This is a genomic window from Haloarcula nitratireducens (genome assembly GCF_019599505.1).
The window spans coordinates 386,837-399,542 of sequence record NZ_RKLT01000001.1 but is presented as its reverse complement, the minus strand read 5'-3'; the positions used below and the strand labels follow the sequence as shown (position 1 = coordinate 399,542).

Below are 12,706 nucleotides of genomic sequence, written 5' to 3'. Positions count from 1 at the left end.
TCCGAGAAGGGGAGCGTTCAGTTCCCGTTCGTCAACTGCGTGTGCGCGCCGATGAGCGCGCCGGCGAGGTCCAGGCTCTCGATGTGGGTGTCCTTGTCGATGATCGAGTTGCGGATGTCGGCGTCGACGATGGTCGCGTTCTGGAAGACGACGGTGCTGTCGAGGCTGGAGTTGACGACTTCCGCGCCCGAGAGCACGTGGACGTTCTCGCCGAGCGTCGTGTTCTCGACGTCCGCGTCCTCGGCGACGAGGTTCTCGCCCTCGAGTTCCCAGGCGACGGCTTCGAGGTAGCTCTCGGGGGTGCCGATGTCGTACCACGCCTCGTCGAAGGTGAAGGAGCGGACCGGCCCGTTCTCGACCAGCCACTGGATGAACCAGCCCGGTTCGTCGGGGTTGTTACCGCCCGAGAGGTACTCGTCGAACCGGATGGATTCGGACGGGAAGGCGTAGCAGGCGATGGAGACGAGCGTGCTCTTGGGGTTCTCGGGCTTCTCCTGGAAGTCGACGACCTCGTCGCCGTCGGTCTCGATGAGACCGTAGGACTTCGCCTTCTCCAGCGAGCCGACGTCGTAGGCCGCGAGCGTCGGGTCGCCGTGGGACTCGAACCGGTCGAGGAAGTCGGCGATGTCGAAGCTGATGAGGTTGTCGCCGGCGACGACCAGCAGGTCCTCGTCGCCGAGTCCCTCCCGGTCGACCAGCTGGGCCAGCGCGCCGACGACGCCGAACTTCTCGTCCTCTTCGCTCGTCTCCTCGACGGTCAGGTCGACCTTGTCGTAGGAACTCGCCGAGAGGTGGTCGCGGAAGTCCTCGGCGAAGCGCTCGTTCGTGCTGACGAAGATGTCGGTGATGCGATCGTCGCCTTCCAGGTCCCGGAGGATGCGGTCGATGACGGTCGAATCGCCGATGGGGAGGAGCATCTTGGGCCGCTGTTTCGTCACGGGCCAGAGTCGAGTCGCGTACCCGCCTGCGAGGACGATCGCTTTCATACCGGCACGACTCCGCGGATCGACAAGTCCCTTTTCATCTCTCGGCACCGCGTCATTTATCGGTGTCCGCGGGAACCTCCCACGTATGACTGGGGATGACAGTGCGAACGGCGAGGGTGGAGACGAATCGGTAGACGCGACGGGGGACGAACTGGAGGTAGACGCCGTCGACGAGGCGGAACTCGGAGCCACCGACGCCGACTCGGACGAAGGGGACGCGGAGGCCGAGGAGAACGTCCTCGATAAGATGAACGAGATCAACGTCGAGCGGAAGCTCGACGACCTCCGCGCGATGTACGGCGAGTTGCCGGTGACCGAGGAGACGTTCGAACTGTCGCCGGCCGACTACACCGAGGTGTTCACCGCGACGAACAACACCGGTTACGACGGCAACAGCGTCGTGTTCGTCGTCCGCGACGGCGGGGAGTTGCCCGAGTTGAGCGAGAACATCCCGGCGCACGCCGGCGGCGACACCCGGGACCGCGTGCTGATGGTGCTGGGCCGCGGGGCCGACGTATGGGCGTTGCCCGGGGGCGGCGAGAAGATGCAGTACGAGTCGATGCAGGGGACCACGCTCCGGCGCGCGAACGAACAGACGAACGTCCGCTGTACCATCGACGGCGTCGAGGAGGTGTTCCACCGCAAGTACTATCCCGAGACGGATGCGCAGGGGTCGGTCCACACGCTCGACGTCTACTTCCGAGCGACGTACGCGAGCGGCTCCATCGAGATAGACGAGTCGGAACTGGTCGGCGCGGCGTGGTTCGCCGAACCGCCCGAGCGGATGACCGAGGGGGCGAGACAGCTCTGGGAGCGCTTCTTAGACGAGCGCGGCCGCTCCGAGGAACTGCCCGACGAAGCCGAGCGGACCGACGAGGACGCCGAGGCCGCCTGACGCCGCTCGCCGGGAGTGCCCGCGTCGTCGTGAGCCGAGAGACGACGGCCGGCCGAATTATTATCCCCTATCCGTGATAACTGATAGCTATGGCCACGGAGAAACCGCGGAAGAGCCGTCACGAGGAGATAGCGGCGATCCTCGAGGCGAAGGGCGACGGCGTCAGAGAGACGCGCGACGACGCCGATAAGTACACCGTCGTCGGCGCGGCCGATCGGGAGACGTTCGCGAACTGGCTGACGCCGATCGAGGAGCACTTCGTCTGCCACCGCAACGACATTCCCGGTGCCGACGAAGAGACGTGGACCGTCTCGCTGTCCGGCGACGCCGAGGGAACGCTCTCGATGGGGACGATCAGAGACGAGTTCCCGACGGTAGCGGTCGCACACACGATGGAGTGCGCCGGCAACGGCCGCGGGCAACACCGCCCCGAGACGGGGAGCGTCCAGTGGGGCTTCGAGGCCGCCGCCACCGCGTTCTGGACGGGGACGCCGGTCAGTTCGGTGCTGCGCGAACACGGGATCTCGTCGGCCGACGGCGAGTGGCTCACCGCGGTCGGCGGCGACCCCTCCGACGGCGAGGACGTCTTCGCCCGTTCGATTCCGCTCTCGAAGGCGCTCGACGACTGCATCCTGGCCTACGGGATGAACGGCCGACCGCTGCCGCGAGAGCACGGCTTCCCGGTGCGCCTCATCGTCCCCGGGTGGTACGGCGTCAACAACGTCAAGTGGGTCGAAGAGCTGCGCGTCATGGACTCGATGGTGACCGAGGGGTCGCTCGACCGACCGGGCGAGCACTCGTTCTGGCAGCAGGAGGCCTACCGCATCCACCCGCGCGGCGTCGAACCGGACGTGAACGAGACGGTCGAGACGGTCGATACGTGGGCGCAACTCGAAGGCGGCGTCGAGTCGCCCTACACGTTCGATACGACCGTGATGTCGGTCATCGGGACGCCCGACGGCGAGTCGACGGTCACGCCCCGGTCGGACGGCACCGTCGAGGTGCGCGGCGTCGCGTGGGCGGGCGACGATTCGGTCGAGGGCGTCGAGGTGTCCACCGACGGCGGCGAGAGCTGGCGCGACGCGGAACTGTTCGGTCCCGACTACGCCGGCGCGTGGCGGCTGTTCCGCTATGAGTGGGCGGCGGAATCGGGCACGTACGAACTGCTCTCGCGCGCGAGCGACGACCGGGGCCGCCGCCAGCCGGCCACCATCTCCGGTCCGGAGTCGTGGCACGACGCGCTCGAACACGACGAGTTCCCGTGGAACGAGGGCGGCTACGCCGCGAACGCCTACCGACCGAACGGCGTGGAAGTGACCGTCGCCGACTCCGAGGACCCGGTGATCGAGTGACCGGGGGGACGAGACGCGTCGAGTGACTCAGTGCTCGACGAACTCCACTAACACGCCGCCCGTGGACTGGGGGTGACAGAAGGCGACCTCGTGGCCCCACGCGCCGGGGCGGGGCGTCTCGTCGATCAGTTCGACGCCGGCGTCTCGGGCGGCAGACAGCGCCGCCTCGATGTCATCGGTCTCGAGGGCGACGTGGTGGAGGCCCGGCCCCTCGCGTTCGAGATAGCGCGGGATCGCTCCCTCGGCGTCGGGGAGCGGTTCCAGCAGCTCGAAGTAGCCGTTACCCAGATCCAGAAACGTCACGCGCAGGCCGTCGAACGTCTCCTCGTGGGCGACCGGTGCGTCGAAGGCGGTCTCGTAGAGCGCTGCGAGCGCGTCGGCGTCGTCGGTGGCGACGCCGGCGTGGTCGAACTGCATGGGCGGCGGTTCGACGGCGACCCACTTAATTCTCGGAGCGGTTGCTCTGCGAGGGGCGATCAGTCAGCGGGTTGAGGCGACTCCTGCTCCGTCCCGAACAGTTCCTCGTCCAGCAGTTCGGCGATCCGCTCGTTCGTCTCGGGACTGTAGTGGCCGCCCTCGCCCCGCTGGACGTACAGCGACTCGGTGTCATCCGTGCTGAGGTGCTTGGCCACGTCGATTGTCTGGAGCGCGTCGAACTCCTCGTCGAGCCGGTCGAGTAAGTCGCCGTAGACCGCGCCGTGCTCCTGCTCGTACTGCGTGTATCGGTGCTGCTGGACCATCGCGAACACGGGCGTGAACTCCTTCTCCTCGGCGAAGGAGACGAACTCGCCGACGAGCGCCCGGAACAGTTCGTCGTGTTCGTCGAACAGCCGGTCGTGGTACGCCGCCCGGGGCTGTTCCATCCGGACCTCGGTCTCTCGGAGTCGCTCCGCGGTATCGATGCCGGGGATCGACCGCTCGTACCGCCGTTCGAGCTGCTGCAGCGTCGCGTAGATGGCGTACCGGACGTTCTCCGGTTCGCCGAGGAAGTCTTCGGAGTAGGGGAACGACGGGTTGTGCGGTTTGAACCAGTGCTCGTAGTGGTAGTCGTGTTCTCTGAGGAACGACGCGTGCGACTCGATGTCGAGTAGGTCTTCCTTCTCGTCGATGGGGCTCTCGACGAGTTCGAGTTCGCCGTCGTCGTGGAGTTCGTAGCGCGGCTTCACCGCCAGGACGTTACCGAACTCCTGGTAGTGCTTCCAGACGCTCAGGATGCGCCCGATGGAGGAGGCCGTGACCGTCATCACCACGTAGTCGGTCGGGTCCTCGTCGTACTGGCGTTTCAGTCGGAGCAGCGCCTGGTCGAGTCCGTAGTTGCCGGCCCCGTAGTTGGCGACGTGCGTGTCGAGGCGGCGAGCGAGGTAGTTCTGGAACGTCTCGTCGTCGTCGACCTCCCGACAGAAACAGTACGAGTCCCCGTACGTCGAGATAGTGGGGTCGTTGTCCGGGTCGCGGTCGTTGACGCAGGTGCGACTGCCGTACTCGTCCATCGAGTACGTGACGACGTGTTCGACCTCCTCGCCGGGGAGGTGGTCGCCGGTGTCCTTCTGCTTCTCCACTCCGGCTTTGGGGCACCAACCCAGTTCGGGGTCGAAGCTACTGAACTTCCCGAGCAGTTCGCGGTCGATTCCCGGGAACTCCTCCCAGGCGACCGTCGGCATCCCGTCGATCCCCTCGCCGTAGCGCTTCAGCGAGAGGTACGAGACGATCTCGGCGACGACCGCTGTGAGCGCGAGCAGCGGGAGTAACAGTGCGAGCGCAACGATTCGTGAACGCCGTGCCATCGTAATATGCGTGCTAGTCGGGCGGACGGGAAAGGGTTGTGGCCTTCAAATGCCACAGCGAACTCAGCTTGCAAGCTACGGGGTTAACGTATCGTGAGGTGAGACCGTATCGCACGTATGGCCGATCGTATCCTCGTTCCCTTCGACGGGTCGCCCTGCGCGAACCGAGGCGTCGAGCGCGCGCTGGAACTGTACCCCGAGGCGACGGTGACCGTATTCAGAGTCGTCGAGCCGGTCTCTGAGGAGGGTATCGCCCGCTCGGACGCCCCGCTGGAGACGAACGCCGATACGACGGACGGGCTCCTGACTCGACCCCAGCCGGACGTGACGTCGGAGCGCGTCGAGGCGGTCGTCGAACCCGGCGTCCCGGTCCCGGAGATCGTCGAGTACGCCGAGGAGCACGATATGGACGCTATCGTCGTGGGGACGGACGACCGTTCGAAGCTGTCGCGGCTGCTGTTCGGGAGCGTCTCCGAGTCAGTGGCCGAGAACGCGTCTGTCCCCGTTCGCATCGTCTCCTGACTCGCCAGTGGTTGTACTGCTGATACGTATTCCCCGAAGACGGGAACGATAGAGAGGGGACTGACGCGCTCTCTGACAATGCAAGCAGTCCGCCCATTTGGATACATCACCAATGGTGAAGATAGCGTTAGATGATTCGAGCAAACCAGCGTGAAGGGAGGGTGCACAGATGAGTTCGAAATACGAGGATATCTCGTGGCTCCCGGTGGAGGGGCCACGGAATTTCATCGAGTCGTACGGGCTCGGACTGCTGTTCTCTGCGAACGTATTCGGAGCGGGGTCGGTGTACATTCTCTCGAACACGGGCGCGCAATTCGGTTTCACGCTCCTGTGGACGATGCCGCTCGCGCTCTTAGTCGACATGGGGATGCACGAGATGTCGGGGCGGCTCGCCACGATCGACGAACCGCTGATGGAGTACATCAGCGACACCATCGGCTCGGCGGCCGGTAAGGTGCTATCCGTGCTCATCGCCTTCATCATGCACTTCTGGGCGATATCGAACTTCGCCGTCGGTGGCGCAGCCCTCGCGTGGCTGACGCCGCTCGACAACGTCTACATCGGCATCGTCCTGACCGCGGGCGTCGGCATCGCCCTCGTTGAGATGCGTATCTACGAGCGCGTGGAAGCGGCCATCGCCGCGGTCATCCTGACGGTGTTCACGATATACATCCTCCTCGTGATGGGGCTGGACCTGCCCATGGGCGAGGTCGTCTCCGGGCTCGTCCCGCTGATGAAGACGGACCTCGGTTACCTGGCGACGGTCGTGGGCCTGTTCGGGACGACGGTGTACTACCCGAACTTCTTCATCCAGTCCTCGATGCGTCCCTCGAAGGGTTGGACGGACATCTCCTACTACCGCAAGGACAACTTCGCCGGCATCGCGTTCGTCGTGCTGCTCAGCATGTCCGTCATCGCCGTCTCGGCGCTGACGCTCGACCCGCACGCGCCGACGCTCACCAGCCCCGCGGAGCCGCTGACCTCGGCGGTCGGCGCGTGGGCGCTGCCGGTGTTCGTCGGCGCGGTGTTCCTCGCCTCCTTCTCCTCGGCGACGGGGACGCTGTTCGGGGCCGGATTCATGGTCCCGCAGGCATGGGGTAAGGACACCAGGTTCGGTGACAAGTGGTTCCGACGGACCGTCGAGGTGCTGGTCCTCATGTCCGTCGCCTTCGCCGTCCTGCTGCTGGAGTTCACCGCGATCACGCCGGTCCAGCTGGGGATCACGATGCCTGCGGTCAACGGGCTCGTCGGCCTCCCCATCACGGCGCTCGCGCTGTACATGGCGAACCGGAAGTTCTTCGACCACCCGCTGTGGATGCGCGTCGGGTTCGCGGTCATCGTCGGCCTGATGTTCATCCTCGCGGCGATGACGGCCGAGGGCCTCTACAACCAGATCATCGGCTGGCTCTGATCGCGGTCGCGGTTCAGTCGTCCGCTCCGCTTTTCGCTCGCGGACGCCAGTTCGCAGCGCTGATTTTTCGCCCCGTAAACTTATGTGCGGTAGTGGCCGAATTCCGCCGTGTTCGAGTTCGCTCTCCCGGTCGGGCCAGCGCTCGTCGCGCTCTTAGTCGCTATTGCTTTCTTCGCCGGCGTCGGCATCACGACCATCGGTCCCGGCGGTATCTTCCTGACCATCGCGCTGTACGCGCTCACGCCCCTGTCGCCGGGCACCATCGCCGGCACCGCGCAGGCGACGTTCGTGGCGACGGGGCTGGTCGCCACCGCCGCGTACGTGCGCTCGGGCGAGCTCGCCACCGGCGAGACGCGGACGCTGACCGTCGTCCTGAGCGTCAGTAGCGTCGCCGGCGCGCTGGCCGGGGCCGGGCTGAACGCGTTCGTCTCCCGCGGGATGTTCGGCCTGCTGCTGGGCGGACTGGCGAGCGGCGTCGGCGGCATCATCCTCTACCGCGAGCGGCGCGGGTTCATGCCGCTGGCGACGTTCGACCAGACGACCGCGTCGGGGAAACTCGCGCTCGGCGCGCTCGGGTTCGTCCTCGGCGGGTTCAGCGGCCTGCTCGGCGTCGGCGGCCCGGTGCTGGCCGTCCCCGCGCTCGTCCTCGTCGGCGTGCCGATGCTGTACGCCATCGCCGTCGCGCAGGTCCAGTCCATCTTCATCGCGGCGTTCGCCTCGCTGGGCTACCTCGCGCAGGGGACGATCTCGCTCGCGCTGGCGGGCGTCGTCGGTCTCCCGCTCGTCGCCGGCGTCCTCGTCGGCTGGCGCGTCGCCCACCTCGTCGACCCGAACCGCCTGAAGGTCGCGCTCGGCGGCGTCCTGTTGCTCGTCGGGCCCTACCTCGCGCTGTGACTACTCCTCCTCGCGCAACCGCTCGCGCCGCCGCTCGTACTCCTCGTCGCTGAGGTCGCCGCGGGCGTACGCCTGCCTGAGTTCGTCTAGCGCCGGGTCGCGCCCGTCCCCGCCGACGAGCGCGCGGTAGAGGAGGTAGCCCGCGCCGACGACCGCCACGAGGAACAGCAGTTGCGCGAGGAGACCGACGAGCCAGATCCAGCCGGGCGCGGTCCCGCTACCGCCCCACATCCCGCCGCCCCACATGCCGCTGCCGCCCCACATTCCGCTCCCCCACATCATGCCGCCGCCGAGCATCCCGAACCCCATCAGGAGGGCCGGCAGGACGACGAGCGCGCCGAGGGCGAGGAGAATCAGCGCGACGAGTCGGCTATCGCGTCGCGTCGCGCTCACGGTCGGTCACCTCTCTCGTGGCAGTTCCGTGTCATACGTGAACGTACGCGCTCCTCGTTCAATGCCGTTCCTATTGACAGAACGAAGCGAAAGCCGAGCCGAGCCTTGGATTCGAAAGCCTTAGAGCGACGACCCCGGCTGGTACTCGCCGAACACGTCCCGGAGCACGTCGCAGATCTCGCCGGTCGTCGCGTAGGTCTTCACCGCGTCGATGATGTAGGGCATGAGGTTCTCCTCGCCCTCGGCGGCCGTCCGAAGCGCGTTCAGAGCGTCCTCGACGGCCTCCTCGTCCCGGTCGTCGCGGACGGCGGCGACGTTCTCCTGCTGGGTTGCTTCGAGGGCCTCGTCCACCTCCTCGATGTCCTGTTCGCCCTCCTCTTCGACCTCGAACTCGTTGACGCCGACGATGATGCGCTCGCCGGCCTCCTGTTCCTGCTGGCGCTCGAAGGCGACGTCCTGTATCTGCCGCTGGACCCACTGGTTCTCGATGGCCTGCCGCATCCCGCCGCGCTCGTCGACCTCCTCGATGAGTTCGCGGGCGTCCGCTTCGAGTTCGTCGGTCAGCGACTCGACGTAGTAGCTCCCGGCCAGCGGGTCGATGGTGTCGGCCGCGCCCGACTCATGGGCCAAGATCTGCTGGGTCCGAAGCGCCGTCCGAACGGACTCCTCGGTCGGCAGTCCGATGGCCTCGTCCTTCCCGTTGGTGTGCAGGCTCTGCGTGCCACCCAGCACCGCCGCGAGCGCCTGGTAAGCGACGCGGACGACGTTGTTCTCTATCTGCTGGGCGGTCAGCGTCGACCCGGCGGTCTGGGTGTGGAACTTCAGTTGCTTCGACTTGGGGTTCTCGGCGTCGAAGCGCTCCTCCATGATCTTCGCCCAGAGGCGACGGGCGGCGCGGAACTTCGCCACCTCCTCTAAGATGTTGTTGTAGGAGGCGAAGAAGAACGATAGCTGCGGGGCGAACTCGTCCACGTCGAGTCCCGCGTCGATTGCCGCCTCGACGTACTCGATGCCGTCGCCGAGCGTGAACGCGATCTCCTGGGCGGCGGTCGAGCCGGCCTCCCGGATGTGATAGCCCGAGATGGAGATGGTGTTGAAGTTCGGTACCTCCGCCGCGCAGAACTCGAAGATGTCGGTGATGAGCCGCATCGACGGCTCCGGCGGGTAGATGAACGTGTTGCGGGCGATGTACTCCTTGAGGACGTCGTTCTGGATGGTCCCGCGCAGCTCCTCGCGGTCGACGCCCTGCCGGTCGCCGACGGCGATGTACATCGCCAGCAGGACGCTCGCGGGCGCGTTGATGGTCATCGAGGTCGAGACCTCGTCCAGCGGGATGCCCTCGAACACCGTCTCCATGTCGTCGAGCGAGTCGATGGCGACGCCGGTCTTGCCGACCTCGCCCGCGGCCATCGCCGCGTCGGAGTCGTAGCCCATCTGGGTCGGCAGGTCGAACGCCATCGAGAGCCCGGTCTGGCCCTGTTCCAGCAGGTAGTGATAGCGCTCGTTGGTCTCGGCGGCGGTGCCCATCCCGGCGTACTGACGCATCGTCCACAGGCGGCCCCGATACCCGGTCGGGTAGACGCCGCGGGTGTAGGGGTCCTCACCCGGAAAGCCGAGGTCCTCCTCGTAGTCGAGGTCGGCCACGTCGGCGGGCGTGTACAGCCGGTCTACCTCGTGCCCCGCCGTGTCCGTCGTGAACGTCTCTCTGCGCTCGCCAAAGCGGTCGACGGTCGGCTGGACCTGCTCCTCTTCCCACTCGGCCTTCGCCTCGCGGATCTCGTCCAGCTCGTCGGGGTCGAACATGCGCGGGACGTGGACCGGCGGCGGCTTAAGCGTTCTCGAATCCTTCCCGATTGTTCATGAGTTTGGCGTGGCCGACGGGGGTTTCATGCTTCGCCAGCCCGTGCTATCGAGTATCATGGCAATCGACCAAGCGGACTCGGTGCCGATCACGGTCGTCAGCGGACCGCTCGGCGCGGGCAAGACCACGCTCGTCAACCGGCTCCTATCGAATCCCGGTGACAGACGCATCGCCGTCGTCGTCAACGACATGGGCGAGGTCAACGTGGACGCGGAGCTGCTGGCCGAGGAGACCGGGGAGGGCATCGTCGACCTCTCGAACGGGTGTATCTGCTGTCGCCTGCAGGACGACTTGGTCACCGAGGTCACGCGGCTGGCCGAGGAGCGCTCCTTCGACTACCTCGTCGTCGAGGCGTCGGGCATCAGCGAACCGATCCCCATCGCGCGGACGCTGAGCGTCGGCACGGACGAGGCGACCCTCCCCGAGAAGTTCCGCCTCGATACGACCGTCTCGGTGGTCGACGCCTACGGCTTCTGGAAGGCGTTCGACGCCGACGAGTCGCTGCCCGACGCCGCGCCGGACCCGGAGCGCCCGCTGACCGAGGTGCTGGTCGACCAGATAGAGTTCTGCGACGTGCTCCTGTTGAACAAGTGCGACATGGTACCCGACGACGAACTCGACGCCGTCGAGGCCGCGATCCGCGAACTCCAGCCGCGGGCGACGCTGTACCGGACGACCTACAGCGAGGTCGACCCGAGCGCGGTGCTCGGCACCGGGCTGTTCGACTTCGAGTCGGCGCGGCGCGAACAGGGCTGGAAGCGAGCGCTCGCAGAGGACGGGCACGCGGGGGGGCACGACGAGTCGGGTCACGAGAGCCACGGCCACGGCCACGACCGCGACGGGCAGTCGGCCGCGGCGGCCCACGGCGTCGAGTCGTTCGTCTACCGCCGCGAGCGGCCGTTCCACGCCGAGCGGTTCGACGCGTGGCTCGACGACTGGGACGGCTCCGTCGTCCGGGCGAAGGGGTTCGCGTGGGTGGCGAGCAGACCGGAGACCGTGCTGGGCGTGAGTCAGGCGGGGCCGTCGGTGCAGGCCGGCCCCATCGGGGAGTGGGGCGAAGACGACCCGGCGACTCGGCTCGTCTTCATCGGCCGCGAGATGGACGAAGCGGGTATCGCCGCCGGACTCGACGACTGTCTGGCGACCGACGCGGAGCGGGCGGCGGGAGCGGAGGGAGAAGGGGCGGCAGCGGACGACCCGTTCCCGCGCGAGGGGTAACTCAGACCCCGTAGCCGACGTCTTCGCGGAGTTCGTCCCACGATTCGTGAAAGCCGTACGTCGAGTCGGACCCGTCGCCGCCGACGGCGGTCTGGTAGACCTCGTCGTACGCCAGCAGTTGGGTCCACCCGTCGTGGTACTGATAACTACAGTACTGACACATACCGCTGCGTTGTCGCTCGTCGCTCGTATAGTTACCGGGAAAAATGAATTCGGTTCGCGGGAGTTACGGTTCCAACAGGACCTTCGTCACGCCCTCCTCGCGGTCGTCGAAGGCCTGGTACATCTCCGGGGCCTCTTCGAGGCCGACGCGATGCGAGACGACCCAACTGGGGTCGGCGCGGCCCTCGATGATGAGGTCGCGCAGCTCCCGGTTGTAGGACTTGACGTTACACTGACCGGTGCCGAGCTTCTGACCCTTCTCGAAGAGCAGGCCGAAGTCGATGCCGAGGCGGCCCTGCGCGGCCATCTCGTCGGGCGCGCCGGGGTCCTCCGGGACGTAGAGGCCGGGGATACCGAGTTCGCCCGTCGGCTTCACCGTCCTGATGAGGTTGTTGAGGACGACGGCCGGGTTCTCGCGGGCCGGGTCGTAGGCGTCGTCGGCCTCCTTCTCGGGGTCGATGGCCTGGTAGCCGACGGCGTCGACGCCCTTGTCGACCTCCCCGCCGTGCTCGTCCATTATCTGTTCGACCGGGTCGCCCTCCTCGAAGTTGATGGTCGTCGCGTCGCAGTGTTCCTCCGCGAGTTCGAGTCGGCTCGGGACGCGGTCGACCGAGTAGATCTCGGCCGCGCCCTTTATCTTCGCGCTGTAGGCCGCCATCAGCCCGACCGGGCCGGCCCCGTAGATGGCGACCGAGTCGCCCGGTTCGAGGTTGGCGAGTTCCGTGCCGTGCCAACCGGTCGGGAAGATGTCCGCGAGCAGCGCGAACGAATCCTCGTGTTCGTCGCCCTCCGGCAGTTTCAGCGCGTTGAAATCGGCGTAGGGGATGCGAAGTTGCTCCGCCTGTCCGCCCTTATAGGGCCCCATCGCGACGTAACCGTACGCGCCGCCGGCGAAGCCCGGATTGACGTTCGTACAGAATCCCGTGTACCCGTTCTCGCAGTTCTCGCAGAACCCGCAGGCGACGTTGAACGGGGCGACGACGCGGTCGCCTTCTTCCAGGTCCGAGACGGCGTCGCCGACCTCCGTGACGATCCCCATGTTCTCGTGCCCGAATACGATGCCCGGCTCCGCGGCCGTCCGTCCCTCGTACATGTGGAGATCCGATCCACAGATGCACGTCGTCGTGATGTCGATGATCACGTCGTTCGGGTGTTCGATCTCCGGCTCGTCCACTTCTTCGACCGCCACTTCGTGTTCGCCTTTGTAAACTACGGCGTCCATTGACAT

13 protein-coding genes are annotated in these 12,706 nt (G+C 66.7%); 6 read left to right on the top strand and 7 right to left on the bottom strand.

The genetic code is table 11. The features are described 5' to 3' along the window. Positions 1–17 precede the first annotated feature (17 nt). A complete protein-coding gene (locus EGH23_RS02005) occupies positions 18–986 on the bottom strand; it encodes a nucleotidyltransferase family protein (RefSeq protein ID WP_220578358.1) in 969 nt (322 codons plus the stop codon). 85 nt (positions 987–1,071) lie between these two features. Here EGH23_RS02005 and EGH23_RS02000 point away from each other — a divergent pair, with 85 nt between their 5' ends. Continuing rightward, positions 1,072–1,881, top strand: coding sequence for an NUDIX hydrolase (locus EGH23_RS02000; protein WP_328765773.1), 810 nt, complete (start codon positions 1,072–1,074; stop codon positions 1,879–1,881). A gap of 89 nt (positions 1,882–1,970) precedes the next feature. Next, complete coding sequence (locus EGH23_RS01995; RefSeq protein ID WP_220578357.1) at positions 1,971–3,233, top strand: sulfite oxidase; 1,263 nt, start codon at positions 1,971–1,973, stop codon at positions 3,231–3,233. 27 nt (positions 3,234–3,260) lie between these two features. Here EGH23_RS01995 and mce read toward each other — a convergent pair whose 3' ends face one another. Together mce and EGH23_RS01985 are read right to left on the bottom strand one after the other, a co-directional pair. Beyond that, positions 3,261–3,650, bottom strand: a complete 390-nt coding sequence (mce, locus tag EGH23_RS01990; protein WP_220578356.1) for a methylmalonyl-CoA epimerase — start codon at positions 3,648–3,650, stop codon at positions 3,261–3,263. 59 nt (positions 3,651–3,709) lie between these two features. Further along, on the bottom strand, positions 3,710–5,017 hold the full coding sequence (locus EGH23_RS01985; RefSeq protein ID WP_220578355.1) for an SGNH/GDSL hydrolase family protein: 1,308 nt from the start codon (positions 5,015–5,017) through the stop codon (positions 3,710–3,712). Between the two features lie 117 nt (positions 5,018–5,134). Between EGH23_RS01985 and EGH23_RS01980 the strand changes: the two genes are divergently transcribed. From EGH23_RS01980 to EGH23_RS01970, 3 genes are all read left to right on the top strand, one after another. Further along, positions 5,135–5,539: a universal stress protein gene (locus EGH23_RS01980; protein ID WP_220578354.1), complete on the top strand. Its 405-nt coding sequence runs from the start codon at positions 5,135–5,137 to the stop codon at positions 5,537–5,539. 169 nt (positions 5,540–5,708) lie between these two features. Continuing rightward, a complete protein-coding gene (locus EGH23_RS01975) occupies positions 5,709–6,950 on the top strand; it encodes an NRAMP family divalent metal transporter (RefSeq protein WP_220578353.1) in 1,242 nt (413 codons plus the stop codon). Positions 6,951–7,058: 108 nt separating this feature from the next. Beyond that, complete coding sequence (locus EGH23_RS01970; RefSeq protein ID WP_220578352.1) at positions 7,059–7,844, top strand: sulfite exporter TauE/SafE family protein; 786 nt, start codon at positions 7,059–7,061, stop codon at positions 7,842–7,844. Here the strand turns inward: EGH23_RS01970 and EGH23_RS01965 are convergent, their stop codons facing one another. Continuing rightward, positions 7,845–8,237 (bottom strand): SHOCT domain-containing protein, encoded by a 393-nt coding sequence (locus EGH23_RS01965; RefSeq protein WP_328765772.1) that lies wholly within the window; start codon positions 8,235–8,237, stop codon positions 7,845–7,847. It lies immediately after the preceding gene. A gap of 120 nt (positions 8,238–8,357) precedes the next feature. Further along, entirely contained in the window at positions 8,358–10,040 is a 1,683-nt protein-coding gene (locus EGH23_RS01960) for an acyl-CoA mutase large subunit family protein (protein WP_220578351.1), read from the bottom strand. A 115-nt stretch (positions 10,041–10,155) separates the two neighbouring features. On the opposite strand from EGH23_RS01960, the gene EGH23_RS01955 reads away from it, so the two are divergent. Continuing rightward, on the top strand, positions 10,156–11,316 hold the full coding sequence (locus EGH23_RS01955; RefSeq protein WP_220578350.1) for a CobW family GTP-binding protein: 1,161 nt from the start codon (positions 10,156–10,158) through the stop codon (positions 11,314–11,316). Position 11,317: 1 nt separating this feature from the next. Here EGH23_RS01955 and EGH23_RS01950 read toward each other — a convergent pair whose 3' ends face one another. Together EGH23_RS01950 and EGH23_RS01945 are read right to left on the bottom strand one after the other, a co-directional pair. Beyond that, the gene (locus EGH23_RS01950) at positions 11,318–11,479 is read right to left on the bottom strand and encodes a hypothetical protein (protein ID WP_220578349.1); all 162 of its coding nucleotides are present in this window, start codon (positions 11,477–11,479) and stop codon (positions 11,318–11,320) included. Between the two features lie 63 nt (positions 11,480–11,542). Continuing rightward, on the bottom strand, positions 11,543–12,700 hold the full coding sequence (locus EGH23_RS01945) for a glutathione-independent formaldehyde dehydrogenase (RefSeq protein WP_220579204.1): 1,158 nt from the start codon (positions 12,698–12,700) through the stop codon (positions 11,543–11,545). Positions 12,701–12,706: the final 6 nt, after the last annotated feature.

Bases quoted from the DNA above. Each gene is read 5' to 3' on its own strand.
- EGH23_RS02005 (WP_220578358.1), bottom strand. From the start codon at position 986: ATGAAAGCGATCGTCCTCGCAGGCGGGTACGCGACTCGACTCTGGCCC.
- EGH23_RS02000 (WP_328765773.1), top strand. From the start codon at position 1,072: ATGACTGGGGATGACAGTGCGAACGGCGAGGGTGGAGACGAATCGGTA.
- EGH23_RS01995 (WP_220578357.1), top strand. From the start codon at position 1,971: ATGGCCACGGAGAAACCGCGGAAGAGCCGTCACGAGGAGATAGCGGCG.
- mce (WP_220578356.1), bottom strand. From the start codon at position 3,650: ATGCAGTTCGACCACGCCGGCGTCGCCACCGACGACGCCGACGCGCTC.
- EGH23_RS01985 (WP_220578355.1), bottom strand. From the start codon at position 5,017: ATGGCACGGCGTTCACGAATCGTTGCGCTCGCACTGTTACTCCCGCTG.
- EGH23_RS01980 (WP_220578354.1), top strand. From the start codon at position 5,135: ATGGCCGATCGTATCCTCGTTCCCTTCGACGGGTCGCCCTGCGCGAAC.
- EGH23_RS01975 (WP_220578353.1), top strand. From the start codon at position 5,709: ATGAGTTCGAAATACGAGGATATCTCGTGGCTCCCGGTGGAGGGGCCA.
- EGH23_RS01960 (WP_220578351.1), bottom strand. From the start codon at position 10,040: ATGTTCGACCCCGACGAGCTGGACGAGATCCGCGAGGCGAAGGCCGAG.
- EGH23_RS01955 (WP_220578350.1), top strand. From the start codon at position 10,156: ATGGCAATCGACCAAGCGGACTCGGTGCCGATCACGGTCGTCAGCGGA.
- EGH23_RS01950 (WP_220578349.1), bottom strand. From the start codon at position 11,479: ATGTGTCAGTACTGTAGTTATCAGTACCACGACGGGTGGACCCAACTG.
- EGH23_RS01945 (WP_220579204.1), bottom strand. From the start codon at position 12,700: ATGGACGCCGTAGTTTACAAAGGCGAACACGAAGTGGCGGTCGAAGAA.